The organism is Methylobacterium sp. Leaf106, from assembly GCF_001422895.1.
GTDB lineage: Bacteria > Pseudomonadota > Alphaproteobacteria > Rhizobiales > Beijerinckiaceae > Methylobacterium > Methylobacterium bullatum.
In genome coordinates, this window is record NZ_LMNB01000012.1 from 344,537 (window position 1) to 370,865 (window position 26,329).

General features: G+C 67.7%; 17 protein-coding genes. 10 read left to right on the forward strand and 7 right to left on the reverse strand.

The features are described 5' to 3' along the window. Positions 1–268: 268 nt before the first annotated feature. From ASF34_RS09445 to ASF34_RS09455, 3 genes are all read right to left on the reverse strand, one after another. Complete coding sequence (locus ASF34_RS09445) at positions 269–1,726, reverse strand: sugar transferase (RefSeq protein WP_244478950.1); 1,458 nt, start codon at positions 1,724–1,726, stop codon at positions 269–271. Between the two features lie 103 nt (positions 1,727–1,829). Then, positions 1,830–2,786: a WecB/TagA/CpsF family glycosyltransferase gene (locus ASF34_RS09450; RefSeq protein ID WP_156465687.1), complete on the reverse strand. Its 957-nt coding sequence runs from the start codon at positions 2,784–2,786 to the stop codon at positions 1,830–1,832. Further along, positions 2,783–3,787 carry a UDP-glucuronic acid decarboxylase family protein gene (locus ASF34_RS09455; RefSeq protein ID WP_018046137.1) on the reverse strand — a complete coding sequence of 335 codons (1,005 nt, stop codon included), beginning with the start codon at positions 3,785–3,787 and terminating at the stop codon, positions 2,783–2,785. Before ASF34_RS09455 ends, ASF34_RS09450 begins: the two co-directional genes overlap by 4 nt. A 394-nt stretch (positions 3,788–4,181) precedes the next feature. Between ASF34_RS09455 and ASF34_RS09460 the strand changes: the two genes are divergently transcribed. The 6 genes from ASF34_RS09460 (at position 4,182) to ASF34_RS09485 (ending at position 16,690) form a co-directional block, all read left to right on the forward strand. Beyond that, a complete protein-coding gene (locus ASF34_RS09460; RefSeq protein ID WP_056160721.1) occupies positions 4,182–5,453 on the forward strand; it encodes a polysaccharide biosynthesis/export family protein in 1,272 nt (423 codons plus the stop codon). Positions 5,454–5,839: 386 nt separating this feature from the next. Further along, positions 5,840–6,568 carry a Crp/Fnr family transcriptional regulator gene (locus tag ASF34_RS09465; protein WP_018046139.1) on the forward strand — a complete coding sequence of 243 codons (729 nt, stop codon included), beginning with the start codon at positions 5,840–5,842 and terminating at the stop codon, positions 6,566–6,568. 307 nt (positions 6,569–6,875) lie between these two features. Continuing rightward, the gene (locus ASF34_RS09470; RefSeq protein WP_056160723.1) at positions 6,876–9,824 is read left to right on the forward strand and encodes a response regulator; all 2,949 of its coding nucleotides are present in this window, start codon (positions 6,876–6,878) and stop codon (positions 9,822–9,824) included. A 169-nt stretch (positions 9,825–9,993) separates the two neighbouring features. Continuing rightward, positions 9,994–11,799, forward strand: coding sequence for a translation elongation factor 4 (gene lepA / locus ASF34_RS09475; protein ID WP_056160725.1), 1,806 nt, complete (start codon positions 9,994–9,996; stop codon positions 11,797–11,799). Positions 11,800–11,968: 169 nt separating this feature from the next. Beyond that, positions 11,969–13,513: a sensor domain-containing diguanylate cyclase gene (locus ASF34_RS09480; RefSeq protein WP_056161156.1), complete on the forward strand. Its 1,545-nt coding sequence runs from the start codon at positions 11,969–11,971 to the stop codon at positions 13,511–13,513. Positions 13,514–13,618: 105 nt separating this feature from the next. Next, positions 13,619–16,690, forward strand: a complete 3,072-nt coding sequence (locus ASF34_RS09485; RefSeq protein ID WP_056160727.1) for an N-6 DNA methylase — start codon at positions 13,619–13,621, stop codon at positions 16,688–16,690. Between the two features lie 87 nt (positions 16,691–16,777). Here ASF34_RS09485 and ASF34_RS09490 read toward each other — a convergent pair whose 3' ends face one another. The 4 genes from ASF34_RS09490 to ASF34_RS09505 all read right to left on the reverse strand — a co-directional run bounded on the left by ASF34_RS09490 (position 16,778) and on the right by ASF34_RS09505 (position 20,677). Continuing rightward, a complete protein-coding gene (locus ASF34_RS09490; RefSeq protein ID WP_026176341.1) occupies positions 16,778–17,206 on the reverse strand; it encodes a hypothetical protein in 429 nt (142 codons plus the stop codon). A 145-nt stretch (positions 17,207–17,351) separates the two neighbouring features. Continuing rightward, positions 17,352–17,738, reverse strand: a complete 387-nt coding sequence (locus ASF34_RS09495; protein ID WP_018046149.1) for a hypothetical protein — start codon at positions 17,736–17,738, stop codon at positions 17,352–17,354. 65 nt (positions 17,739–17,803) lie between these two features. Then, complete coding sequence (locus tag ASF34_RS09500) at positions 17,804–19,675, reverse strand: methylmalonyl-CoA mutase family protein (RefSeq protein WP_056160729.1); 1,872 nt, start codon at positions 19,673–19,675, stop codon at positions 17,804–17,806. A gap of 198 nt (positions 19,676–19,873) precedes the next feature. Beyond that, entirely contained in the window at positions 19,874–20,677 is an 804-nt protein-coding gene (locus ASF34_RS09505; protein ID WP_056147178.1) for an undecaprenyl-diphosphate phosphatase, read from the reverse strand. Positions 20,678–20,882: 205 nt separating this feature from the next. Here ASF34_RS09505 and ASF34_RS09510 point away from each other — a divergent pair, with 205 nt between their 5' ends. The 4 genes from ASF34_RS09510 (at position 20,883) to ASF34_RS09525 (ending at position 26,323) form a co-directional block, all read left to right on the forward strand. Continuing rightward, positions 20,883–21,575, forward strand: a complete 693-nt coding sequence (locus ASF34_RS09510) for a glutathione S-transferase family protein (RefSeq protein ID WP_018041671.1) — start codon at positions 20,883–20,885, stop codon at positions 21,573–21,575. An 83-nt stretch (positions 21,576–21,658) separates the two neighbouring features. Then, complete coding sequence (gene queG, locus ASF34_RS09515) at positions 21,659–22,789, forward strand: tRNA epoxyqueuosine(34) reductase QueG (protein ID WP_082494140.1); 1,131 nt, start codon at positions 21,659–21,661, stop codon at positions 22,787–22,789. Then, positions 22,786–23,649 carry an SDR family oxidoreductase gene (locus ASF34_RS09520; RefSeq protein WP_018041673.1) on the forward strand — a complete coding sequence of 288 codons (864 nt, stop codon included), beginning with the start codon at positions 22,786–22,788 and terminating at the stop codon, positions 23,647–23,649. Before queG ends, ASF34_RS09520 begins: the two co-directional genes overlap by 4 nt. A gap of 868 nt (positions 23,650–24,517) precedes the next feature. Further along, positions 24,518–26,323 (forward strand): putative bifunctional diguanylate cyclase/phosphodiesterase, encoded by a 1,806-nt coding sequence (locus tag ASF34_RS09525; RefSeq protein ID WP_162240034.1) that lies wholly within the window; start codon positions 24,518–24,520, stop codon positions 26,321–26,323. Positions 26,324–26,329 lie beyond the last annotated feature (6 nt).

Genomic DNA, 26,329 nt, shown 5'->3' on the forward strand with positions numbered 1-26,329 from the left:
AAACCATAAGAATGCTTGTCCCGTAGGATGGATCTTCGGGACAAGCACATCGATTCGGACGCCCGATTTCGTCGAATGGGTCTCGGTTCCAAGCGGACGCGTTGGTCGAGTGCGCCTGGGGCGCGATGTCCGCCTCGGTGACATCGGCCCATAGGATATCGCTGGTATTGCCCGTATCCTCGCTGGGCGAGTTGGTGACCGGCCCGCCGGCGGATCGGCTTGGCGAATGCGTCGACAATCATCCCTCGTCGCCCCGGATTGCCGGAGGTTACCGGGCGCCCTTGGCGCCCAGGACCGCCGAGACCGTTCCCATCAGGATGTAGAGGTCGAGCCACGGCGACCAGTTGCGGATATAGTAGGTGTCCTGGCTGCGTTGGACGTGGAGATCGCCGTCGCTTCTCGACGAGATCTGCCAAAGGCCGGTCAGGCCGGGCGGCACGCTGGTGCGAAGCGCACGGAAATCGGGATCGAACCCGTCCATGTGATAGGCCGGAAACGGCCTCGGGCCGACGAGGCTCATGTCGCCGCGCAGGACGTTCCAGAGCTGGGGCAGCTCGTCCAGGCTCGTGCGCCGGATGAAATGCCCGACCTTCGGCAGGATTCGCGGATCGGCGGAGAGCTTGAAGAAGCGCTGCCATTCCTCGCGGGCCGCCGGGCAGGATTCGAGGTGGGCGTGCAGCCGGCGCTCCGCGTCGGAATACATCGTCCGCAACTTCAGGACCCGGATCGGCCGTCCATGCCGCCCGACGCGGATCTGGACATAGAACGGGCTGCCCGGATCGAGGCTGCGGATCGTTACGGCGAGGATCGCGATCACCGGAAGGGCCACGATCAGGCCGAGGCCTGCGAAGGTGCAGTCGATCACGCGCTTGAGGGCGAGGTTGCGCGGCCGGTACAGTTCTCGCCGGATCTCGAGGCCGATGGCGCTGCCGAGGGGTTGCACCTGCACCCACATGTTCTGCAACTCGTGGATCTGCTGGGCGAGGACCGTGCGTGGAGCGGGAGCCCCGCCCGCCCCCTTGCCGTCATACAGGGCGAGGGTGGCGCAGGACGAGAACAGCAGCACCTCCACCGGCACCGCCGGCATCTCGTCGATCATGCCGAGGATGGGCAGTCCCTCTATCCGCACCGGCTCCTGCCCGCGCTCGGCGAGGAAGCCTACCGGCCGAAACCCGAGTTCCGGCTGGGCGAGGAGCGTGTCGGCCAGGCTGCGCCCGGCGGTGTCGGTCCCCACGATCACGGTGAGAGCCCCCCAGAGCCTCCACCGGATCAGGGCGCTTCGCAGCGCGGATTCGCCATAGAAGCCGATCACCACCAGGAGCGCCGATACCACCCCGATCTCGGCAACGCCCCGCGCCGACGGCCCTTGAGCGCTCACCACCAGCAGGCAACTGATCGCGTAGATGCAGACCCCGAGGACGCGCAATCGCAACCGCTCCGGGGGGCTCGGCCCATAGCTGGAATAGAGCCCGAACACCGCCAGGATGAGCACGACGCCGACAGGGGGAATCGGCACCGAGGTGGAGGGTCCCAACCAATCCGTCAGTGGCGGCCAGCCGGTCAGCAGCCAGGGCACGACGCCGGCAATGCCCGAGAAGAACAGGTCCCCCCCGACCAGAACCGTCGTGACGATGGCCCGCCGCCGTCCGGGCCGGAGTTCGACCTCCACCGGTTTGATCCGCTCGACCGCAGGGCTCGCGAGAATGATGCTGTCGGTGGTGCTCATGGGAAGCCATTCCGAAAGTTCGAGGCCATACCGGCCCTGGAACGAGAGAAGGCGGGACACCGTGGCCACGGGGGCGAGGCCCGGCACGGCCCGGGAGCGGGAATCACCCGGGCCGATGAGGCGGCGGGGCCGGCATCGCCGGAGAGGCCCCACCCCTGATGCGGGAGGCGAACCAGGTCCTGAGAAGCTGCCCGGCAGCGAGCAGCAGGAACAGGGGGACGATCTTCATGTAGCGGGCGAAGAGCCGTTTCGGTTCGCTCACGAGGCGGAACAGCCATTCGAGGCCTCGCTTCTGCATCCAGACCGGGGCCTGCCGCTTGGTGCCCGCCAGGAAATCGAAGGCTGCCCCGACGCCGATCATGACCGGCGCATCGATGCGTCCGAGATGGGAGGCCATCCAGTTTTCCTGCTTGGGGGTACTGAGGCCGACCCAGACGATGTCCGGCCGCGCGGCATTGATCTGTGCCACCACCGCCTCGTCCTCCTCCCGCGACAGGCTCCGGAACGGAGGGCAGCAGGTGCCGACCACGGACAGTCCCGGATTTGCATTCCGGAGGCTGGCGCTCAGCGCCTCGGCCACACCGGGCGCTCCGCCGTAGTAGAAATGGCGATAGCCGCGGGACGGCGACAGGCGCGTGATCGCGCGCATCAGGTCGGGGCCATAGACCCGCTCGGTCGAAGTGTGGCCAAGGAGCCGCGACATCCAGACGAGGGGCATGCCGTCCGGCGTCACGAGATCCGCCGCGTTGTGGATCGCGAGCAAGTGCGGATCGCTTCTGCTCTCGATCACCCCATGGGCCCCGGTGATGCAGACGTAATGCGGCTTGCCCGAGCGGACGAAGGCATCGATGGCCGCAATGGCGTCCGCGAAGGTGATGGCGCTGACGTCGAGCCCGAGAATCTCGGCGCGCGGCAGTTCCCAGCCCCCGGCAGGGGCAGGGGAAGCCCCCGCCGTTTCCGCGCCCGTCAGCTCGACCGCGTGGCGGCGGCGGGTTTCCGGGCGCACGGATCGCGCCCGGCGATTGAGATCGGCGCCACTCGGCGTGAGATCGTCGGTCATCCCGCGACCTGCGTCAGGGGTTCGGAGCGGGCCAGTTCGCGCAGGGCATGAATCGGCGAGCCCTTCTGGATGAGCCGCGCTTCGAAATACGCGATCGTCCGCACCAGACCGGTGTCGAGATCGACCCGCGGCGACCATCTCAGTTTCTCCCGGGCGCGGGAGATGTCGGGGCAGCGCCGCCTCGGGTCGTCCTGGGGCAAGGGCCGGCATTCGATGGTCGAGCGCGAATTGCACAACTGCACGATGCGTTCGGCCAGGGCGAGGACGTTGATCTCGGACGGGTTGCCGAGGTTGACCACGTCGCCGGGCTCCTCCTCCACCGCCATCAGCCGGAGCAAGCCTTCGACGAGATCGTCCACGTAGCAGAACGACCGGGTCTGGGAGCCGTCGCCGTAGATCGTGATCGGCTGATGCGTCAGCGCCTGGACGATGAAGTTCGAAATCACCCGGCCGTCCTGCGGATGCATGTTCGGCCCGTAGGTATTGAAGATCCGCGCCACGCGCACCGACATCCGATGCTGGCGGCGGTAGTCGTGGAACAGCGTCTCGGCGCAGCGCTTGCCCTCGTCGTAGCAGGCGCGCGGCCCGACGATGCTGACATGGCCGCAATAGCTCTCGGGCTGCGGGTGAACGTCCGGATCGCCATAGACCTCGCTGGTCGAGGCCTGGAGGATGCGGGCGTGAAGGCGCTTGGACAGGCCGAGCATGTTGATCGCCCCCATCACGCTGGTCTTCGTCGTCTGGACGGGGTCCCGCTGATAGTGAACTGGAGAGGCCGGGCAGGCGAGATTGTAGATCTCGTCGACCTCCACGTAGAGCGGGAACGTCACGTCGTGGCGAAGGAGCTCGAAGGATTGGTGCGTGAGCAGCTTATCCAGGTTCGAGCGCGCACCTGTCAGGAAATTGTCGACGCAGAGAACTTCGTTTCCCTGCTTGATCAGCCGTCCACAGAGATGAGACCCGATGAACCCGGCCCCACCCGTTACGAGGATGCGCTTCATTGTCGGTGCCCCTCCGGCTCATTCCCAGGACCGACGATCGTCGCGTCCGAGACTGGAACGAGCGTTCCGTCGGTGATCTCGCTCGACCGTCCCCTCGGGGAGGAACTCGGAGCGCCGCCGAACCATGGAGGACAATCATTGCACGCTACAAGTGGCGCATCCGGTGCATAGGGCAGGCTTCATGACCCAATAAGGAATAGTACCATCGAATATTACCGCGACTCGACGCCAAAAATCATCGATTAGATTTTATAGTATGGCCGATATTCGGAAGGATTAACTCCTTGTAGGGCCGGGATCGTCCGAAAGGCGATGCCGGAGCCGGAATTTCCGCGGTTTAGACTATTGGCAATCCTGCGAGATAGGCCTCACCAGACAAGCGGTCGGTTGATCCATGATGAGACAGCATCGACGGACGCGCCTGGCGCGCGTGCCCCACCGCATCGCGGCACTCGCCCTGTGGGTCGCCCTCGGCGGGGCGGCCGGCGCCCAGGATTCCGATTATCGACTCGCGCCCGGAGACCGGCTCGGCTTGTCGGTCTACGGCCAGGCCGAACTCTCGGGCGAGTTCGTGGTCAATGGCAGCGGCGCGTTGTTCCTGCCCCTAATCGGCGAAGTCTCCGTCTCGGCCATGACCTTGCCGGAGGCCCAGAAGCAGATCGTCAGCCATCTGGCCGACGGCTTTCTGCAGCAGCCGGTGGTGAGCCTGCGTATCACGGAGATGCGGCCGATCTACCTCCTGGGCGACGTGCGCGTCGCGGGGAGTTACCCGTTCCGCTACGGGGCCTCGGTTCTCAGCGGCATCGCCCTGGCCGGCGGCTTCGCCTTGCCCGAACAGGCGCAGATCTCCCAGCGCACGGAGTTCCTCAGTGCCGACGAACGGGTCCGGGTCCTGGAGGCGACCCTGCGCCTGCTCACGGTCCGGCGCGAGAGGCTGGAAGCGCAGCGGCAAGACCGTGAGGATTTCACCCCGCCGCGCGGCAGCGAACGCGACGAGGGCTTCACCCGTCTCCTCGCGGAGGAACGCGGGATCCTGAAGGCGCAGCGGAGCGCCTTCGCACAATCCGCCGAGATGCTCCGTGCGCAGAAGCCGCGGATCGAGGCGGAGATCGCCGGCGTCGAGGCGCAGCGCAAGGCGGAGGAGACGCAGCTCCGGCTGATCCAGTCCCATCTCGAGGATTACGAGAAGCTCATCAGCAACGGTCTGGCGCGACGGTACCAGGGGATCGAACTGCAGCGCGAGGAGGCCCGGAACAAGGGGACCATCGCGCGGCTGAACTCCGAACTCGCCCGGCTCGATCTGGCGATCGGCGACCTCGCCCTGCGCGCCCAGGAACTCACCGACACCTATCATCGCCGCCTCCTCGCCGAACTGCAGGACGTGACCACGCGCCTGACGGAAGTGGAGATGCAGTTGCCGAGCGCCCGCGAGATCCGGGAGGCGCGCCTCCAGTCCGGCGGCATGCTCGGTGCAGCCAGCCCCGGCACCCCGGCGCGGAAAGTCTTCATCACGCGCGCCGTGGGCGAGCGGACGGAGACCTTCGAGGCGAACGAGCGTGCGCTCCTCCAGCCGGGCGACATCATCGACGTCCGTCGCGAGCCGCCGACGAGTCCGATCCGGACAAGCCTGGCCCTGCCGGAACCGGGCTCCCTCCCGGCGCGCTGATACGGGAACCGGCACCTCTCCCACGGCCGGCCGCGGCAGACGCCGACGCGGCCCCGGCGTCGCGAGCCCGTCGACGTCCCAACGATCATCCGCCTCGCACTTGCAGGACGCATGTAGGCGCAGGCTCGCCCCCTTCCCCCGCCACGGGCGGACGCGGGAGCCGATCGCCTTGGACACGCCGCTCGGCCTCGGCACCCGGATCGCTCGGGCACATCGCGGAGGTTCAAATGTTACGAATTAAAATACACATCGAAGCCCAAGCTAGTACTTAATATTGTTCTATTTTACTGGAATTTTAATCAATATTCTGCAGAATGCGGCTCTTCGCCACTGTTAATTCCGAGTTCCTTGAAAGTATAGGCGAGATGCTTGCCGGAGCGTCACTAATGAACTCACGACTCCAGCCGCTCCAGGCGCCGTTGGTCGAGAACCGCCTCCTGCGGGCGCTTCCCATCGAAGTCTTCAGCCAGATGCTGCCGCAGCTCGAAGAGGTGGTGCTGACCGTCGGCGAGCGGATCGTCATGGCCAACGAGCCCATCCCGCACGCGTATTTCATCGAGAGTGGACTGGCCTCCGTGACCATGGCGATCGCCGAACGCGGCACCGTCGAGATCGCTGTCGTCGGGCGCGACGGAATGGTCAGCACCGCCCTCGTGCTCGGCATCGAGCACACGCCCCTCACCGTGGAGGTCCGCGTGGCGGGCCGGGCCCTCCGCATGGGCGCGGGCGCCCTGCGTCAGGCGATGGCCCAGAGCAGCGCCCTGCGCGACATCCTCCTGCGCTACGTCCAGGTCGTCATCCTCTGGACCAGCCAGATGGCCCTGGCCAACCGGCACCATTCGGTGGAGGAGCGCCTGGCGCTCTGCCTCCTCCTGGCCAGCGACAGGCTCGACGAGGGCCGCGTGGTCATGACCCACGAGATGCTGGCGCTGATGCTCGGCATGCATCGCCCGCGCGTCACCGTCGCCCTGCACGAGTTGGAGCGCACGCGGATGATCGTGATGCGGCGCGGGCAGATCACGATCCGTGACCGGCTCAAGCTCGTCGAACTTGCCGGCGACAGCTATGGCCTCGCCGAGGCCGAGTACGAGCGGCTGATCGGCCCCTTCATCTGAGACCGTACGGAGGTGAGGGAAACCCATCACCCTTCGCCCGTGCCATGGCGGGTGTCCGCCGAACGCGCCGAGGACGCATGAGTCGGACCCGATTGAAATCGAACCTTCGCGTAAGCGCGGACCCTGGACGACGCTATTCATAAAGCCGTCGAAACCATGAATTTCGAACAACCTCACAATCCATTGGCCAGCCGGAGAATCCCTGCTTAGGTGAAGCGAGGCCGCGTCCCATCGGTGCGCCCATCGACAAGGTAAGAGAGCGGTGCGCAGGCGCGGAGAGCGGGGGCAACACTCGGCGGTGGCGGCCATGATGGTCTTCGCCCTCGCCATCGCGCTTCCCCTCGTGGTGCTCGCCGTCGTTACCACCGACTGGTACGTGACGGCCGAGCGAGCCCGTCTGCAGACCATGGGACAGCTCACCGGAGACCATCTCCGCGAGCGCCTCGACCGCGATCTCTCCGAGATGAGCGCGATGGCCAGGACCCTGGCGACCTCGCCCTCCATCGATGCCGAGGACTGGGCGCGGTTCGATGCCCAGGGGCGGGCACTCGTGGACACCACCGAATTCACGGTGTCCCTCGTCCATGTCGATGGCCGCCAGATCGTCAACACGCGCGTGCCCGTCGGCACGGCCATGCCGTCCTCCCCCCGTCCCGCGCTCGCCGCGTCCCTGATCGCGACCCGGCGCCCGGTCATCTCTCCGGTGATCAAGAGCGTGGTCACCGGGGCCGATATCGTCCTGATCTGCGCGCCGGTCCTGCGCGGCGGCGTGCCGGAGATGTTCGTCTCCATCGCCGTGCGCACGGATCACTTCGCCCGCCTGATTGCACAGGCCGAGATCGACGACCCGTTCTCCGCCGTCTTCGTCGATGGCGCGAAGCGCATCGTCGCACAAACCGACGATGCGCCCGACTCGTCCGGCCTCTCCACGAAAGAGCCCTCCTCGTCTCCGCCCAGGCTCCAGCGTCTGGAGGATTGGGAGAAGGCGGAGGCCAGCGTCATGGAATTCCACCATCGCTCCGGCGTCTCCGACTGGACGGTGGTCACCGGCCTCGACCGGAATGCCTTCGAGGCCTCGCTCTATCGTTCGCTCGCGGTCCTGGCCTTCCTCGCCGTGACGCTGCTGGGCAGCGGCGGGATCGTCGCCTGGATCTATGCCCGGCAGGTGGCCAGGGCGGTGCGGAACCTGAAGCGGGCCGCCGGCGCGGTCGGGCGCGGCGACCCCGTCCACCTTCCCGCCAGCGAGATCCGCGAGGTGGAGCAGATCGGCCGGGCGCTCGTGACGGCGTCCCGCGTCTCGGCCGAGCACCACGCCGCCATCGCGGAGGCCAATGCCAACCTGGAGGTCCGGGTGGCCGAGCGCGGCCGCGAACTCGCGGCGAGCCAGGCGCATTACCAGCTCCTCGCCGAGACCATGACCGACGTGGTGATCCTGCGCCATGCCGACTGGCGCATCGCCTATGTCTCGCCTTCCGGCGCGGCGCTGTTCGGCACGGAAGGGTCGGATTTCGATCCGCGCACGCGCATCCACCTCGACGATCTCGCCGCCTTCTCCGCCGCGGATGCCCGCCTCGCCCCCGACCGGCCGAGCATCGTGTCCCTGTTCCGGATGCGCCATGCGGATGGCCGCTGCATCTGGATCGAGGCGGTCAACGACCTCCTGACCTCCGCCGCGCCTGGGGCGCCCAACGTGATATCGACCCTGCGGGACGTGACGAAGCGGCAGGATCAGGCCGACGAATTGCGCATGGCCCGCGACGCCGCCGAACTGGCCCAGGCCAAGGCCGAGAATGCGAGCCGGGCGAAATCGGAGTTCATGAACCTCATGAGCCACGAGATCCGGACGCCGCTGACGACGATCAAGGGCTTCACCGACCTCCTCGCGCACACGACCGGGCTCTCACCCGATCAGGTCCGCTATCTCGCCCTGGTGGGGGCGGCCACCGACACGCTTCTTGGCACGGTGGACGACGTCCTCGATTATGCCCGGGCCGGGGAGGGCAATCTGCGCCTCGATAGCATCCCCCTCGACCTGCCCGCCCTGGTGAGCGGGACGGCCGATCTCGTGAGGCCCATGGCCGAGGCGAGGGGGGTCGCCATCGACGTGGCCGTTCCCGGCGACGGCTCCCGCCATGTCCTGGGCGACGAGCGCCGCCTGAGGCAGATCCTCCTCAACCTGCTCAACGACGCCATCGGCACGTTGCGCCGGGGCACCGTCACCCTCGCGCTGCAGGGGCCGCGCGGCGCCGAGTCCGCCGAGCGCTGGCGCGTCTTCGTCACCGCCCATGCCGGCGAAGACCCGGAGCAGTCCGCAGCCCGCACCGTCGCCCTCGACGGCAGCGGCCTCGGCTTCATCATCGCCCAGCGCCTCGTCGGACTCATGGGGGGCGGGCGCATCGACCGGAGCACGCCGCTGGGCGAGACGGCGGCCTACCGGTTCTCCCTCTCCCTGGCGCCGGCGCCGGTGCTGACATGCGCGGCGCCGGCTCCGAGCCCGGACGCGCCCGGGGCCGGCCGCATCCTCGTGGTGGAGGACAACCCGATCAACCGGGAGGTCGTCCAGGCGATGCTGAAGCGCCTGGGTTACGGCGTCGACATGGTCACCGACGGAGAGGCGGCCATCCTGGCGGTGCAGGCCAGCGCCTACGACCTCGTCCTCATGGATGTGTCGATGCCCGGAATGGACGGGACCACGGCCATCCGGCGCATCCGCTCCCTCCAGCACCCGGCGCGCCGGGTGCCGATCGTGGCCATGAGCGCCAGCATGATGCCGGACCGGGTCCGGGCCCTCACGGAGGCCGGCGCCAACGGCCATCTCGGCAAGCCGTTCGATCTCCCGACCCTGTCGCGGGTGGTCGGCGACCAGATCTCCTCCATCGTCCTGCGGGAGAGCGACGCGGACGCGCCGATGCCGGAACGGCCGCCGATCTTCGACCGGAGCGCCTTCGATGCCCTGATCGCCCGGATGGGCGAGGAGGCGGCCCGCGAGGACGTGCGTGCCTTCGTCAGGCTCGTCGACCGTTTCGGACCCGACACGGACGGGGCGAGCGCGGAAACCCTCGCCGCCCGGGCCGACAGGACGGGATTCCGCGACCTCGCCAAGGCCTGCCGGACCTTCGGCGCGCTGCCCGCCGGTGCCGCGCGGGACGAGGCCCGCGGGCGCTGCCTCATCGCCCGCGACCTGATGAACCGCATGGTCCACGAGATCACGGGGCCGACCATGCCCGAAATCCGCCAGACTGTGGCCCTGCTCTGAGAGCCATCGCGCCCGGAACCGAGGGGCGCGACCACGTGCGGACGCGGCTCCGCTTGGCGTGCCGGTGCCGCACTGCTATCTCCCGACACGCGTCCACACACCGAAAAGCCGTGCGCCGGGCCCGTCCTTACGCCGACGGACCGCGACCGCGCCGGAGACAGACCCCTCGATGACCACCGTCCCCATCGACAACATCCGTAATTTCTCCATCGTCGCGCATATCGACCATGGCAAGTCGACGCTGGCCGACCGGCTGATCCAGACCACCGGCACGGTGGCGCTCCGCGACATGAGCGAGCAGATGCTCGACTCGATGGACATCGAGAAGGAGCGCGGGATCACCATCAAGGCCCAGACCGTGCGCCTCGAATACCGCGCAGAGGACGGCAAGGACTACATCCTCAACCTGATGGACACCCCCGGCCACGTGGACTTCGCCTACGAGGTGTCGCGCTCGCTCGCGGCCTGCGAGGGATCGCTCCTCGTGGTCGACGCCTCCCAGGGCGTGGAGGCGCAGACGCTCGCCAACGTCTACCAGGCGCTCGACGCCAACCACGAGATCGTCCCCGTCCTCAACAAGATCGACCTGCCGGCCGCCGAGCCCGAGCGCATCCGCGCCCAGATCGAGGAGGTGATCGGCATCGACGCCTCCGAGGCGGTGGCGATTTCGGCGAAAAGCGGCCTCAACATCGAGGCGGTGCTGGAGGCCATCGTCAAGCGTCTGCCGCCGCCCAAGGGAGACCGCGACGCGCCCCTCAAGGCCCTGCTGGTGGACAGCTGGTACGACGTCTATCTCGGCGTCGTCGTGCTGGTGCGCATCGTCGACGGCGTGCTCAAGAAGGGCATGAACATCCGCATGATGCGGGCCGACGCCGTGCACGGGGTCGACAAGATCGGCGTGTTCCGGCCGAAGATGGCCGATATCGGCGAGCTCGGCCCCGGCGAGGTCGGCTTCTTCACCGGCTCGATCAAGGAGGTCGCCGATACCCGCGTGGGCGACACGCTCACCGAGGACAAGCGCCCCTGCAAGGAGATGCTTCCGGGCTTCAAGGACGTGCAGTCGGTGGTGTTCTGCGGGCTCTTCCCCGTGGATGCCGCCGAGTTCGAGACCCTGCGTAGCGCCATGAGCAAGCTCCGGCTCAACGACGCCTCGTTCTCGTATGAAATGGAGACGAGCGCGGCGCTCGGCTTCGGCTTCCGCTGCGGCTTCCTCGGGCTGCTGCACCTCGAGATCATCCAGGAGCGCCTGGAGCGCGAGTTCAACCTCGACCTGATCTCCACCGCTCCTTCCGTGGTCTACCGCCTGCAGATGACGGACGGGACGTTGAAGGAGTTGCACAACCCGGCCGACATGCCGGACGTGATGAAGATCACCGCCATCGAGGAGCCGTGGATCCGCGCCACCATCCTCACCCCCGACGAGTATCTCGGCGGCGTCCTGAAGCTCTGCCAGGACCGGCGCGGCACCCAGGTCGACCTCAACTACGTCGGCAAGCGCGCCATGGTGGTCTACGACCTGCCGCTCAACGAGGTGGTGTTCGACTTCTACGACCGCCTGAAATCGATCTCGAAGGGCTACGCCTCGTTCGACTACCACATCTCGGATTACCGGGAGGGCGACCTCGTGAAGATGTCGATCCTCGTCAATGCCGAGCCCGTGGATGCCCTCTCCATGCTGGTCCACCGCAGCCGCGCCGAGCATCGCGGCCGGGCCATGTGCGAGAAGCTGAAGGACCTGATCCCCCGCCACCTGTTTCAGATCCCGGTCCAGGCGGCGTTGGGGGGCAAGATCATTGCCCGCGAGACCATCAAGGCCCTCTCCAAGGACGTGACCGCCAAGTGCTACGGCGGCGACATCTCTCGTAAGCGCAAACTCCTCGACAAGCAGAAGGAGGGCAAGAAGAAGATGCGCCAGTTCGGCCGCGTGGAAATCCCGCAGGAGGCGTTCATCGCCGCGCTGAAGATGGACGATTGAGCCGGAGCCGGAGCGGGAGCCTCCGTCTCCACCTCCGGTTGTGCTGCGGCATGTTTAACCCTGCATTAAGGCTTGTGGCTTAGACTCCGTGACATGCCCTGTCCCGGCCGGAGAGGCGGGCAACATGGTCTGAACCAGGCACCTCCGGGTGACCTGGGAGGAGATGCCGATGGTCCTGCCGCGCCGATTCGCTCGCAGGTTCCGCTCGGCGCGCACGTGGATCCTCTTCGGAATCCTGGCACCGGTGGGCATGCTCGTCGTGTCCGCCATCATGCTGCTCGACTTGCGCAAGGACGCTTGGGACAAGGCGGAGCAGACCTCGCAGAACTTGCTCCAGATCATCGAACGTGACATCGCCCGCAATATCGAGATCATCGATCTGTCGCTGCAGGGCGTCACCGAGAACCTGAAACTTCCCGCTCTCGCCGATCTGTCGCCGGAGCTGCGCCAGCTGATCCTGTTCGATCGGGCGATCTCGGCACAGGACATGGGCGTGATCCTCGTCCTCGACGAGCGAGGCGACAGCATTCTCGACGGCCATGCCATCCCGGCGCGCCGCACCAACAATGTCGACCGCGACTACTTCAAGGCCCACAAGGCCCGGGGCGGCGGTGGCTTGCTGATCAGCCAGCCGCTGATGTCGCGTCTGACGGGCGCACGCGTCATGGTGCTGAGCCGACGCGTCGACAAGCCGGACGGGTCGTTCGGCGGGGTGGTCCTGGGCACCCTGAAGCTGTCGTACTTCACGCGGTTGTTCGACCGCCTGGGCCTCGGGCGCGACGGCGCGATCAACTTGTACCTGCACGATGGGACGCGCGTCATGCGCTACCCGAACCGGGACTCCGATTTCGGGACGAGCCTCGCCGGAACGGCCAATTTCGAGCGGTTCGTCCGAGAGGGCAGCGGTAGCTTCGTCGGGACCTCCAGCCTTGACGGGGTGGACCGGCACTATGCCTTCACGCAGGTCGGGACCTTGCCGTTGATCCTCAACGTCGCCCTGGCGGTGAACGAGATCGAGGCCGAATGGCGCGCGAAGGCGATCGTCATCAGCGCCATCGTGGTGGTGCTGTGCGGCCTGACCATCGGCCTCTTGCTCCTGTTCGGACGGGAGCTGGAGCGGCGCGGCGCGATGCAGGTCGAACTCGCCCGGCAGTCGCTCACCGATGCGTTGACCGGCCTGCCGAATCGCCGCCGGTTCGAGGAGGCCCTGACCGCCCTGCGGGGGGATGCCGACCAGGCGGCCCGCCCCTTCGCGCTGCTGGTCATCGATGCCGATCACTTCAAGCGTTTCAACGACCGCTATGGGCATGCGGTGGGCGACGAGGTGCTGCGCGGCCTCGCCCGCTGCCTGTTGGAGAGCGTTCACCGTCCCGTCGATCTCGTCTGCCGGGTGGGCGGCGAGGAATTCGCGATCCTGATCCCGGATGGCGACGAGACGGCGGCCCTGCTCATCGCCGAGAGGGTTCATGCCAGGGTGGCGCTCCTGTCGGTGGACTCGGCCGGGATCGAACCCGGATCGGTCACGGTGAGCATCGGCGTCGCGACCATGGGCGCGCCGGGAGCCGACCCCCTCACGCCGTCGGACCTGTTCAGTCTCGCGGACGCCGCGCTCTACGAGGCCAAGGCCAACGGCCGCAATCAGACCCGGTTCGTCGAGCGCCGTCGCGGCGTGGTGGACCGGCGCCAGGCGAGCTTTCGTCTGGCGGGCGCCTGAAGGGCGCGCACCCACGCCTCGCGTACAACCTGTGCGTGGTCGCGTTCCGTGCTTGATGGGCAACCTCAGGTATATATAGTTCGCAGCCTCATGTGAGGGCTGGCGATGGCGATCGATGACGATGCTCTGACTGCGATCATCGCGGAACTCTCGATCCGTCCGGGACATGAGAAGGTCAGGGCGCTGCTCTATCGCCTGCTGATCGAGGCGCTGGGCGCCAAGAGCGAGCAGATCTTCTTCGAGAGAAAGATACCTGAGGTTAGAGGGCGCCTCGATGCCCTGCTCGGCAGGACGATCATCGAGATCAAGTCCGACCTGCGCCGGGAGGCCAGGGACGCCGAGGCTCAGCTCACCCGCTACCTGCCCGAACGCGAGAGTGCCACCGGCCAGCGTTACGTGGGGCTCGCCACAGACGGCGCCAGCTTCGTCGCCTACGAGATGCGGGACGGCGTCCTGGTGCGGCTCACCGAGCACGAGGTGAGGCTGGCGGACGCCCGTGGCCTCACCGCCTGGCTCGAAGGGGTCATCGCGGTCCTCGACTGGCTGCCGGCGGACGCGGCCGGGATCACCAACGAACTCGGCCGCCAGAGCGCCGCCTTCGCGCGGACCCTCGGCCTCCTCGCCAAGGCCTGGGAGGCGCTGGCGGCGGACCCGGAGGCGGTCCTGAAGCGGCAGCTATGGTCGCGCCATCTCGGCTTCGTCTACGGCAAGGCCATCGACGACGACACGCTCTGGCTCCAGCACACCTATCTCGTTATCCTCGCCAAGGCGATTGCCGCCGGAACCATGGGCGCCACCGGGCGCTCGCCCGAGGATCTGCTGTCGGGGCGCGCCTTCCACGAGGCGGGGGTCCACGGAGCGGTGGAGACGGATTTCTTCGGCTGGGTGATCCAGGCGCCGGGCGGGGAGTCCATCGTCGCCAGCCTGGCCGCGCATGCCGCCCGGTTCGACCTCGGCAGCGTCGATGTCGACCTTCTGAAAGTGCTCTACGAATCCCTCATCGATCCGGCGCAACGGCACGATCTCGGTGAATATTACACGCCCGATTGGCTCGCCCGGAAGGTGGTGCGGCGCGCCCTCGACCGGCCGGCCGAGCAGACCTGCCTCGATCCCGCCTGCGGCTCGGGCAGCTTCCTGTTCCACGCCGTGCGCCTCAAGCGTGAGGCCCTGATCGCGGCGGGCGTGCCGCTCACGGAGATCGCGTCGCGCTGCTGCGCTTCCGTCACGGGGCTGGACGTCCATCCGGTGGCCGTGATCTTCGCCCGCGTCACATACTTGTTGGCGCTCGGCGACGCCCTGCCGGGGCGAGGCGGCGACATCTCCCTGCCGGTCTATCTCGGCGATGCGCTGCAATGGAACGTGAAGCGCGACGCGTTCGAGAGCGACCTCGTGGTCGAGGTGCCGCGCGACCCCCGCGAGGGCCGCAAAGGCGCGCCGACCCTGCGTTTTCCCCTCGGCCTCTGTGCCGATCCGCCCCTGTTCGACCGCGTCGTCACCGCCATGCACGATGCCAGCGAGGCCGGCCGCACGGCGGACGCCTTCGCGCGTGGGCTCGCGGGGCTTGGCGTCGCGGCGGAGCAGCACGCGACGCTCGTCACCACCTTCACGATCTACGACCGCCTGCGCCGGGCCGGTCGCGACCATGTCTGGGGTTTCTTCGCCCGCAACCTCAGCCGCCCGGTGGCGCTCTCGGACGGCGCCAGGGTCGATGTCGTCATCGGCAACCCGCCCTGGCTGTCCTACCGCTACATGGCGCCCGCCCTGCAGGCCCTGTTCCGTGATACCGCGCGCCGGCTCGGCATCTGGGTCGGCCCCGACGAGGCGCGGCTGGTAACGCAGACCGATCTGTCGGGCCTGTTCTTCGCACGGGCGGCGGAACTCTATGTCCGGCCGCCGGAGGGCGACCGGCCGGGCGGGCGAGTCGCCATGGTGCTGCCGCTCGCCGCCCTGAGCCGGGGCCAGTTCCGAGCCTTCCGCACCGGGGACTGGACCGAGGTCCGTGTCGCGTTCTCGGACGCCTGGGTTCTCGACAATCAGGCCGTCTCGCCCCTGTTCAGGGTGCCCACCTGCGTCCTGTTCGCCGATGTCACGGCGGGGGAGGCCCGGCCGACGCCCATGCGGGTCACGGCTTTCGCCGGGCGGCTCCCCTTCAAGGACGTGCCCGAGGAGGTGGCGGATCGCTGCCTGCGGCTGGATCGGGCCGATGCACCGGTGCCTGCGAACTTCGAGGCCGGGTCGCCCTATCGCCCGCTCTTCCATCAAGGGGCGACCCTCGTTCCGCGCATGCTGTGTCTGGTGGATCGCGTTCAGTCAGGCCGTCTCGGCGGCAACGCCGCAGCACCTCTCTTGAGAAGCAGGAGGTCCCCACAGGAGAAAGTCCCCTGGCGAGACCTGCCCGCTCAGCAGGGGGCTGTCGAAAGCGAATACGTCCGGCCGGTCTATCTCGGCGAATCCATCGCGTCGTTTCGCGTTTTGAATCCGTTCGAGGGCATCGTGCCCATGACACCCGATGGGAATGTTCTCGACGCGAAACAGGCGAGCGATCATGGTGCGACCCGCCTCGGAGCCTGGATGCGACAGGCCGAGGCAAGCTGGGCGCAACACAGCGCCGGACGCATCACCCTAAAGCAGCGTTGGAATTTTCAACGCGGATTGTCCGCGCAGTTTCCGGTGCAGCCCATTCGCGTGGTCTTCACCAAGACAGGCTCCCGACTGGCTTCGTGCCTCCTCGGTCCCGAAGGAATCATCGACCACAGCCTTTATTGGGCAGCGGTCGAGTCGATGGCGGAAGCACGCTATCTGGAGGCTCTCTTCAACAGCGAAGCCGTGCGTCGCCGCATCGCTCACATGCAGGCACGAGGCGAGCAGGGGCCGCGACATTTCGACAAGCTGATGTTCACGCTTCCGATCCCCCGCTTCGACCCGCGCGAGGCTGTTCATGCGGGGCTGGCGGCGGAAGGCGCGGTGGCGGAGGAGGTGGCGGCCGCCGTCGCGCTGCCCATGGGGGTCTCGTTCCAAAAGGCGAGGGCCCTGGTGCGGGACGCCTTGCGGGAGGAGGGCGTGTCGGCCCGCATCGACGCTTTGGTGGAGACGCTCCTCGGGCCTGATCCGCGCCTCGCCCTGCCGGACGACGAAGCCGTTCCTGCCCGCGACGAGGAAGAGACCGTCGACGCCTGATACCAAGGCCCGGCGGACGAATACCGCCGCGCGGTCGCGCGGACAGGTCTTAGTGAGCCGGACCCGGCGAAGCTCGGTTCGAAGTCGCTACTCGGCCTTGTCGCCGGTTTCCGGGGCGGTCCTATCGGCGGCCGGTTCGGCGGTCGCCACGGCCGTGCGTTCCAGCATCGGCTGAAGGCGGATGGCGAGTTCGCCGCCGAGATGACGGGTATAGGCGACCTTGAAGTAGCGCTGGCCGGTGCCGTTGCCGAAGAGTTGGTCATGGGTGCGGATCATCGCATCCACCTCGGGGCGGCAGAGGAAGCCGATGATCCCCGCCGCCTCGTACCAGCGGCCCGCCCGGGCATGGCGCATGGCCGCTGGGTTGGCCATCACCGTCTCGGCGAAACACTCCGTGGCGGCGCGCTCCAGTGGCGCCATGGCCGCATGGGCGTGTCCGGGTGTGCGGGGCGCCGCGTTCGCGGCACCCGCCGTCGCGACAAGGATCAAGAAAGCGCCAAGCAGCCGAGCTTTCATCGCGCACATACCTCGAGGTCGATCGAAATCGATTCGCCCCAAGTATTCATCGAAGACTTGGACAGGAACAGGGCACGATGCGCCCCGAAACCTGCGATGCGCGATTTCGTGAGCCGACTGTGCCCGGCCGATCACAGAAGCCGGATCAGCCCCGCTTCTCGGCGTTCCAGCGGCCGGAACAGCGGATCATGCCGTTGCTCGACCAGGTGCCGCTGCCGTAGCCGCCGCGATCGAGTTGGCCGACCACGGTGGCACCATCGGAACCGCGCATGATCGTCGCCCGCACGGAGCCGTTGCCGGAGACGCGTCCCCGGATGTCGAAATCGCCGCCGGGATAACTCGCTTCGCCCTTGGCGATCCGGACGCCGTAGCGATAGGCGCGGTCGCAGGGGCCGTCCTGGGTGATGACCTCGATGCTCCAGGCGCCGTCGTAGCGGTTGGGCACCGAGACCTTCCGCGTGGCCGCGTCGGTGGTTCCGAGGGACGTCGTGAGGAGAGCGAGGGAGCCGGCGGCAAGGAGGAAGCGTCGCATCGTAGCCTGTTCTGCAAGGACGTGATCGGGGCTGGAAACGCCCCTGATCGCGTATCGGTTGCGGTTCACGCTCGTGTGGCTTCGCCCAAGGCGGCCTGAAGCAGCGTGAGGAGATCACCTCCCGCGTGCAGATAGGCATCGACCCCCGCGGCTTTGAGCCCCTCCGCGAGATCGCCGGGCTTGCCCGCGAGGTACACGGTGGTCGCGCCCGCTTTCTTCAGAGCCTCGGCCGCCGCGACGGCGTGGGTGGCGTAGAGGGCGTCCGACGAACAGAGGCAGGCGATGCGCGCGCCGGATGCGGCGAAAGCCTTGGCCAGCGCGTCGCTCTCCGAAAAACCCTCTTCGTTCACCGCCTCGATGCCGCCGGCCGCGAAGGCGTTGGCGGCGAAGGTCGAGCGGGCGTTGAAGACCGCGACCGTCCCGAGATTGGCCAGGAACACCCGTGGGCGCCGCCCGGTCTTGGCGAGATGGGCGTCGGACGCATCGCGCAGGGCCTCGTAGGGCTCGGCGAGGCGGAAGGAGGGCAGGGCCTCGCAGGTGGTCGTCCCGGCCCCGTCGAGGGCGAAGGCGGGCGCCACGACATCGGAGGGCGGCAGGTCGAGGACCGTCACCGGCTTCTCGGCGAGGAAGGGGAACTCGCTCGCCCCGGTGAGCGGCTCGCGGCGCGTGGCGACGTTCTTTGCGCGGGTGGCGCGGGTCTCGCCGATCCGGGCCTGGATCGCGCCGGCCTGCAGGCTGGCGACGATGCCGCCCTCCCGCTCGATCGCCTGGAAGGCGGCCCAGGCCGTGGTGGTGAGTTCCTCGGTGAGCGCCTCGAACCCGCCGGCCCCTGCCGCCGGGTCGGCGACACGGGCGAGGTTGGATTCCTCGATCAGGACGATCTGGCTGTTGCGGGCGACGCGCCGGGCGAAGGCGTCGGCGAGGCCCAGCGAGGCGGTGTAGGGGATGACGGTGACGGAATCGGCGCCGCCGAGCCCGGCCGAACAGGCGGCCATGCCGGTGCGCAGGATGTTCACGAACGGGTCGTTCCGGTTCATCATCCGCCACGCGGTCTCGGCATGCAGGCGCAGGGGCTTCGGGTCGAGCCCGCAGGCGGCCTCCACCCGCGCCCAGAGGCGGCGCATGGCGCGGAACTTGGCGATGGTCAGGAACTCGTCGGCATCGGCTACGAGGAGAATGGCGACGGCATCGCGGGCGCGGGCGAGGTCGTGCCCGCCGGCCTCCAGCATGCGCAGATAGGCGACGGCCGTGGCGAGGGTGGCGGCGAGTTCCGCCGCCTCGCTGGCGCCGGCCTCGTGATAGGGGCGCCCGTCGGCGAGCATCGCGCGGCCCGTGAAGCCGGCCCCGTCGAACTCCGACAGAAGCGCCGAGACCGCTGCGCCGATCTCAGGGATCGTCGCGTCGAGGCGGCCGGTGGCGGCGAGCGTCCCGATCGGGTCGAGGCCGAGATCGAGGTCGAGGCTGCCCAGATCCTCGTTGCGGTGCGCCGCCAAAGCCTTGACCAGACGGGCGGCCTCCAGCCCGCGCCCGCCGGCATCGAGCCGTGTCGCGATGAGGGACAGCATCACGCCCGACAGGGCGGTGTCGAGGGCCGGGACGTCGTCGACGGCGAGGCCGAAGCCGCGCGCCGAGACCGCGCCCGCGAAGACGAGGTTCAGCGCATCGGCGCCGCCTTCGAGATCGGCCATGGCGAGATCGTGGGCGGCCTGCGCGTCCGGGTGGTCCACCCGCTGGGCGATGCGCCAGGGGCCGGGCGCGCGCATGGGCTGCGCCACCGGCGCGGCGGGCTCATAGAGCGGTTCGATCCGGATGCCGTCCGCCGTCTTCGAGACCAGGCGCTTCTCGAAATCGCCGCCCTTGAGCACGCCCTCGACCAGGCCGAGCCACCGCTCGCGCGTGGGCGTGGGGAACAGGTCGGCGAGGGGGCGATTGTCCATCGTCAGGGCCTTGGCGCACGCTTCCGCCGGCCGCGCATGGCCGGACGCTGTCGGCGACAGCCCTCGCACGGCGAGGCTTGCCGGGCAACACGCCGGACTCATCAAAGAAATCAGCGCGGACTCAAAGAAAAACGAAGGCCGCCGCCGCGTCGCGAGCCCCGGCGTGCGAGGCGGGTCCGGGGCCGCGAGGCGGGTGCGTCAGCCGAACAGGATCAACCCCGCGAAGCCGAGCGAGCCGACGATGATGCGCCACCACGCGAACAGCCGGAAGCCGTGGGAGGAGACGTAGTCGAGCACGGTGCGGACCACGACGAAGGCCGAGAGGAAGGCCACGACGAAGCCGATGGCGATCAGGCCAAAATCGTCCTGCGAGAGGTTCTTGTAATTGTCGAGGAGGTCTTTGGCGAAGGCCCCGGCCATGGTGGGGATCGCGAGGTAGAACGAGAACTCGGTGGCCGAGCGCTTGTCCGCCCCCATCAGCATCGCGCCGACGATGGTGGCGCCGGAGCGCGACACGCCCGGGATCATCGCGATGCACTGGAACAGGCCGATCCTGAAATCCATCGGCAGGGTGAAGTCGAAGACGTCACGCTTCTTCACCTCGAGGTCGGTCTCGTCGAGGACGAGGAGGACGAGGCCGCCGGCCACCAGGGTGGCGCAGACGATCCACGGGTTGAACAGGTAGAACTTGATGTATTTCGAGAACAGGCCGCCGATGATCGCCGCCGGCAGGAAGGCGAGGAGGATGCCCAGGACGAAGCGTCTCGCGTTCGGATCGCTCGGAAACGCCACGGCGATTCCGAGGAGGCGGCGGAAATAGACGGCCAGGATCGCCAGGATCGCGCCGAGCTGGATCAGCACCTCGAACGTGTTGTTGGGCGATTGAAAGCCGATGAAGTGGCCGACCAGGAGCTGGTGGCCGGTGGAGGAGACCGGGATGAACTCGGTGGCGCCCTCGACGACGGCGAGCACGACCGCCTTCACGATGCTCATGGCATCCATCATGTCTCGCCTCGGTTGTTGTGGGGTGGGAGCGCGGGTCGCCGCACGGTGTCGGCGATCAGAGTTGACGAGCGGTTACCGGAACATGTCCAGCGTGTTAATGAGGCGGCAATGATCGGGCAATAAGTCTCGACCGGCGACCCTCACCCACCGGCGGTCCCGATACGGCGCGTCCCGCGGTTCCATCCCCTTCGAAACGGCCTCTATGGCGACGCTTCACCACTCCCCCTTCTGTCCGCATTCGCGCTTCATCCGTCTCGTGCTCAGCGAGATGGGCATGGAGCCCGCGCTCGTGGAAGAGCGGGTCTGGGACCGGCGCGAGGCCTTCCTCCTCATCAATCCGGCCGGGACGACGCCGGTCCTGGTGGAGGAGACCGGGCTCGCCGTGCCGGGGGCCGGCATCATCGCCGAGTATCTGGACGAGACCCGCGGCCTCGGCCTGTCCGGGCGCCGGCTGCTGCCGGAGGCCACCGCCGATCGCGTGGAGGTCCGCCGCCTGCTCGACTGGTTCCTGGTGAAGTTCGACGCAGAGGTGACCGGCTATCTCGTCACCGAGAAGATCTCGAAGCGCTTCATGACCAGCGCCAATGGCGGCGGTCCGCCGGACATGCATGCCATTCGTGCGGCGCGCACCAATGTGCGCTACCATATGAAGTATATCGGCTACCTGATGTCCCGCCGGAAATGGATCGCCGGCGACCATCTGACCTATGCGGATCTCGCGGCCGCGGCTCACCTCTCCTGCGTGGATTATCTCGGCGACGTGCCATGGGACGAGGACGAGACGGCGAGGGACTGGTACGCGCGGCTGAAATCGCGCCCCTCCTTCCGGACGCTGCTGGCGGACCGGGTTCCGGGCATGGCCCCGGCGGATCATTACGCGGATCTCGATTTCTGAACGCCCCTTCGGGCCAGTTCCGGGCAGAGGGCAAGCAGGCCGCCGGCCGCCGGGAGCAGCGCAAAATTCTCTCCGGCGATGCCCTGAGGCAGGCGCTCGAGGCCCGCGCCCGGCATCTCGGCTTCGACGCGGTGCGGGTGACCACCCCCGATGCGGTGCCGGCCCTGCGCGAGCGGCTGCCGGCCTGGCTCGCCGCCGGGCATCACGGCGAGATGGAGTGGATGGTGGAGCGCGCGGACCAGCGCGCCGATCCGTCGGTTCTCTGGCCGGGCGTTCGCAGCATCGTGATGCTGGGCATGAATTACGGCCCCGAGGCCGATCCGCTCTCGCTGCTGGCCCTGAAGGGTCGCGGCGCCATCGCGGCCTATGCCCAGCGCCGCGACTATCACGATGTGGTGAAGGGCAAGCTGAAGGAGCTCGGCGGCTACCTCTCCGCCAAGGGCGACGTGCGTGTGAAGGTCTTCGTCGATACCGCGCCGGTGATGGAGAAGCCGCTCGCCGCCGCCGCCGGCCTCGGCTGGCAGGGCAAGCACACGGTCCTCGTCTCGCGCGAGCACGGCAACTGGCTCCTGCTCGGGGCGATCTACACCTCCGCCGATCTCGTGCCGGACCTGCCCGAGGCCGACCGTTGCGGCTCGTGCCGGCGCTGCCTCGACATCTGCCCGACCGCCGCGTTTCCCGCCCCCTACCAGCTCGATGCGCGGCGCTGCATCTCCTACCTCACCATCGAGCATGAGGGGCCGATCGCGCCCGAATTCCGCGAGGCCATCGGCAACCGCGTCTTCGGCTGCGACGATTGCCTCGCGGTCTGCCCCTGGAACAAGTTCGCCGTCGCCGCCTCGGAGGCGCGCCTCGGCGCGCGGGCCGACCTCGCCGCGCCTCCCCTCGCCGAACTGGCGCGCCTCGACGATGCGGCCTTCCGGGCGCGGTTCGCCGGAACCCCGGTGAAGCGGACCGGGCGCGACCACTTCCTGCGCAACGTCCTCATCGCCATCGGCAATTCCGGCGATCCGGCGCTCGCTCGGGAAGCCGAACGCTGCCTCTCCGATCCGTCGCCCCTGGTGCGGGGCATGGCGGTCTGGGCATCGAGCCGCCTCACCGACGGGGCGGCGATGCGCGGCCTTTTCAACAGCCACGCCATCGGCGAAACCGATGCCGAGGTCGGCGCCGAATGGCGCGCGGCACTCGATCACGCGGGAAACACGTCGGCATGAACCTCTTCGTCTTCGGTCTGGGCTTCACGGCGCGCCGCTTCGTCGAACGCGCGGCGGAGCGGTTCGGCGAGATCCGCGCCACCGTCACCGACCCGGCCCGGCCGGGTGCCGGCCTCGGCGATGTCGCCCTGCGCGGCTTCGGTCCCGAGACGGATGACGCGCGGATCGCGGGCGACCTCGCCGATACGGACGTGCTGCTGGTGTCCGCCCCGCCGTCTCGCAATGGCGACACGGTGCTCGCCCGCTACCGGGACGCCATCGCCGACAGCCGGATCGGCTGGATCGGCTATCTCTCCACCATCGGCATCTACGGCGACCAGCAGGGCGCCTGGATCGACGAGACGACGCCGCCCAACCCCGCGAGCGGGCGCTCGCATGGCCGCATCGCCGTGGAGAAGGCCTGGCTCGCCTTCGGGCAGGAGACCGGCAAGGCCGTGCAGGTGTTCCGCCTGTCCGGCATCTACGGGCCGGGCCGCAACCCCATCGTGAAGCTGCGCGAAGGCAAGTCGCAGCGCATCATCAAGCCGGGTCAGGTGTTCAACCGCATCCATGTGGACGACATCGCCACGACCCTGCTCGCCTCCATCGACAGGCCGAGGGCGCAGGCGATCTACAACGTCACCGACGACGAGCCGACGCCGCCGCAGGTGGTGACCGAATACGCCGCCGGCCTCGCCAACCTGCCGCTGCCGCCCGAGATCGATTTCGAGACGGCGGATCTGAGCCCAATGGCGCGCAGCTTCTACGGCGAGAACAAGCGCGTGCGGAACCGCCTGATCCGCGAGGAGCTCGGCGTCGATCTCGCCTATCCGACCTACCGCGAGGGGCTGGCGGCGCTGGTGGCCGACGCCAGGGCCTGAGGCTCTGGCCCAGTCCCTTGGCGCGAAAAACGGCTTTTCGGTCTCTTCTTTCAGCTGCGATAGACGTGATGTGGCGGGATGCCGGTTATGTCAGTGGCATTTATACTTAAAACCATAAGTGATCTGAGTCGATAAAAGTTATTTTATAGTGATCGAGTGATTTTTTTGATCGCCAAAAAATGCGTTTCGGCGGAGATAGGCTATCGATTTCGGATGGATAGTGGCGAATGTTGTCAATAAGGGTAAAAAATAACTTATATGAATTTTAAAAACTGTATTTATACTAACTATAATTGAAACTACGTAGTGGAATCGTTCTGTTCGTGTCTTTGATTTCTCGGAGCCACATGTGCGTCTAGTCTGCGATCGATTCCGACGACATCGTCGCTGTACCAGCATACTTTCATCGTCGATGGATGGTGTCTCGACGATCTGGCCGGGAGACAAGGGTTAAAGGTCAAAAATGGTATATATGTACCGGTAAAATGCTGGTTTGTTGCGGTATCTCGCCATAAAGCGCGGTGCGGCAATTTGAATGCAGTTCGATCCGGTTTGCGCCTCTCACTCATTGACTTTCCATTAACGGACGCTTCGCATAACGATGCTTGAAGTCTGAGGTGTGCCGGCTGATTCTGGCGGTCTGCGCAAGTATCGCCATTCGAATGGGAAAGCGGGTCGTGACGGCAAACGGTTCACGGTCACTGCGGAATCCACTCAACCTGCAAGATCGCTGGCGATTGCAGCGCCCGCGTCGAGCCTGCCGATTATGAGCTGGGCGAGGTCGTCACTGAAGGTGGCCGCGTGGCTTCGAACGATCGTCAGGCGGATGGGCCTCGCCGCAACCGATGCCGGGGATCCGCGGACAGACATGCCCGGCCGGACTCAATCCAGCTTCCGTGTCTTCTCCGGCGCGGGTGCCGGACGAACCGGCGTCCGCATCGATCCGGGGGGCTGGTTGAAATCCGTGCGGGCGTCGCGCACGAGCGAGTCGAGAATGCGGCTGAGCGAGGAGCGTCTGACGCTCGCCCTCGATAGCGGCGTCGAGGGGGTCTGGGACTGCAACTTCGCCGACCGATCGATCTGGATCTCCGAGCGCTGGCTCGCCCGTCTCGGCTATGCCACCGACGCCATCGAGGCCAGGCAGCCGATGGATCACATCGTCGACGCGGAGCACCGCGAGCGCCTGACCCTCGCCATGGTCGCGCACGTCAAGGGCCTCGCCCCTTCTTACGAGTGCGAGCATCGCGTCGTCTGCCGCGACGGCACGTCGTTCTGGGTTCTGACCCGTGGGCGAGTCGTGGAACGAGACGGCGCGGGCCGGGCCGTGCGCGCGGTGGGGACCCAGATCGATATCACTCACCGCCGGGAAGCCGAGGCCCGTGTCGAGTACTTGGCCCTGCACGACGACCTGACGGGCCTGCCCAATCGCCGCTTGCTTCGCCAGCGCCTCGACCGGGCCGTGATGCGCGCTCGGGACGGCCGGTTCACCGCGGCGGTGCTCGCCTGCGACCTCGACGGCTTCAAGGCCGTCAACGATACGCTCGGCCATAGCGCCGGCGACCGTCTCCTTCGCATCGTCGCCGGTCGCCTGCTCGATGCCGTGGACGCCGGCGATACCGTGGCCCGGCTCGGGGGCGACGAGTTCGCGCTCGTGCTCGAAGGACTCGAGGGGCCGCACCAAGCGGACGCGGTAGCCAAGCTTGTGATCGCGGTTCTCGGTGCGCCCATCGAGATCGACGGCATGGTGGTCGAGATCGGTGTCGGTATCGGCGCGGTGATGGTGCCGAACGAAGGGATCACCGCCGACGACCTGCTCCGGCGTGCGGACATCGCGCTCTACGAGGCCAAGACGACCGGCCGTGACACGTATCGCCGGTTCGAGCCTGCTCTGGCCGCGCGCCATTCCGCGCGCCACCTCCTCGCCTTCGACATGAAGGACGCGATCCGGCGGGGCGACTTCTACCTCGTTTACCAGCCGGTCATCGACCTGGCGGCGGAGACGGTCACGAGCTTCGAGGCGCTGATGCGATGGCATCACCCCGAACGGGGCCTCATCTCGCCCATGGAATTCATTCCGGTGGCGGAGGAGACCGGGTTGATCGTGGCCCTCGGCGCCTGGGCCCTGGCCGAGGCGTGCCGCGAGGCGATGGCGTGGCCCGGCGAGATCCGCGTCGCCGTCAACGTCTCGACGTTGCAGTTCCAGCACGACCTCGAACGCTCGGTGTCGAGCGCACTCGACGGGGCGGGCCTGTCGGCGGATCGGCTCAAGCTCGAAGTGACCGAGAGCGCACTGATGCGGGACCCGGAGGGCGTCGTGGCGACGTTGCACCGCCTGCGGGCGCTGGGCGTCAAGATCGCGCTCGACGATTTCGGCACCGGATACTCGTCGCTGAGCTATCTCCGGCGGTTTCCCTTCGACAAGATCAAGATCGACCGCGCCTTCATCAAGGACATCGCCGAGCCGGATGCGGCGGCCATCGTGCGGGCGGTGGTGGGCCTCGGCGAGCGGCTCGGGATGGGCATCGTGGCCGAGGGTGTCGAGACCGCGGAACAGCTCGATCTCGTCAGGAGCGAGGGCTGCGACGAGGTCCAGGGGTTCCTGTTCAGCCGGCCGCTCCCCGCCCATGAGGTCCAGGCGTTCCTGCGCTCCCGCCGAGCGAGCGCGGCGGCATAAACGGGA

Bases quoted from the DNA above. Each gene is read 5' to 3' on its own strand.
- ASF34_RS09445 (WP_244478950.1), bottom strand. From the start codon at position 1,726: ATGAGCACCACCGACAGCATCATTCTCGCGAGCCCTGCGGTCGAGCGG.
- ASF34_RS09450 (WP_156465687.1), bottom strand. From the start codon at position 2,786: ATGACCGACGATCTCACGCCGAGTGGCGCCGATCTCAATCGCCGGGCG.
- ASF34_RS09455 (WP_018046137.1), bottom strand. From the start codon at position 3,787: ATGAAGCGCATCCTCGTAACGGGTGGGGCCGGGTTCATCGGGTCTCAT.
- ASF34_RS09460 (WP_056160721.1), top strand. From the start codon at position 4,182: ATGATGAGACAGCATCGACGGACGCGCCTGGCGCGCGTGCCCCACCGC.
- ASF34_RS09465 (WP_018046139.1), top strand. From the start codon at position 5,840: ATGAACTCACGACTCCAGCCGCTCCAGGCGCCGTTGGTCGAGAACCGC.
- ASF34_RS09470 (WP_056160723.1), top strand. From the start codon at position 6,876: ATGATGGTCTTCGCCCTCGCCATCGCGCTTCCCCTCGTGGTGCTCGCC.
- lepA (WP_056160725.1), top strand. From the start codon at position 9,994: ATGACCACCGTCCCCATCGACAACATCCGTAATTTCTCCATCGTCGCG.
- ASF34_RS09480 (WP_056161156.1), top strand. From the start codon at position 11,969: ATGGTCCTGCCGCGCCGATTCGCTCGCAGGTTCCGCTCGGCGCGCACG.
- ASF34_RS09485 (WP_056160727.1), top strand. From the start codon at position 13,619: ATGGCGATCGATGACGATGCTCTGACTGCGATCATCGCGGAACTCTCG.
- ASF34_RS09490 (WP_026176341.1), bottom strand. From the start codon at position 17,206: ATGAAAGCTCGGCTGCTTGGCGCTTTCTTGATCCTTGTCGCGACGGCG.
- ASF34_RS09495 (WP_018046149.1), bottom strand. From the start codon at position 17,738: ATGCGACGCTTCCTCCTTGCCGCCGGCTCCCTCGCTCTCCTCACGACG.
- ASF34_RS09500 (WP_056160729.1), bottom strand. From the start codon at position 19,675: ATGGACAATCGCCCCCTCGCCGACCTGTTCCCCACGCCCACGCGCGAG.
- ASF34_RS09505 (WP_056147178.1), bottom strand. From the start codon at position 20,677: ATGGATGCCATGAGCATCGTGAAGGCGGTCGTGCTCGCCGTCGTCGAG.
- ASF34_RS09510 (WP_018041671.1), top strand. From the start codon at position 20,883: ATGGCGACGCTTCACCACTCCCCCTTCTGTCCGCATTCGCGCTTCATC.
- ASF34_RS09520 (WP_018041673.1), top strand. From the start codon at position 22,786: ATGAACCTCTTCGTCTTCGGTCTGGGCTTCACGGCGCGCCGCTTCGTC.
- ASF34_RS09525 (WP_162240034.1), top strand. From the start codon at position 24,518: ATGCCCGGCCGGACTCAATCCAGCTTCCGTGTCTTCTCCGGCGCGGGT.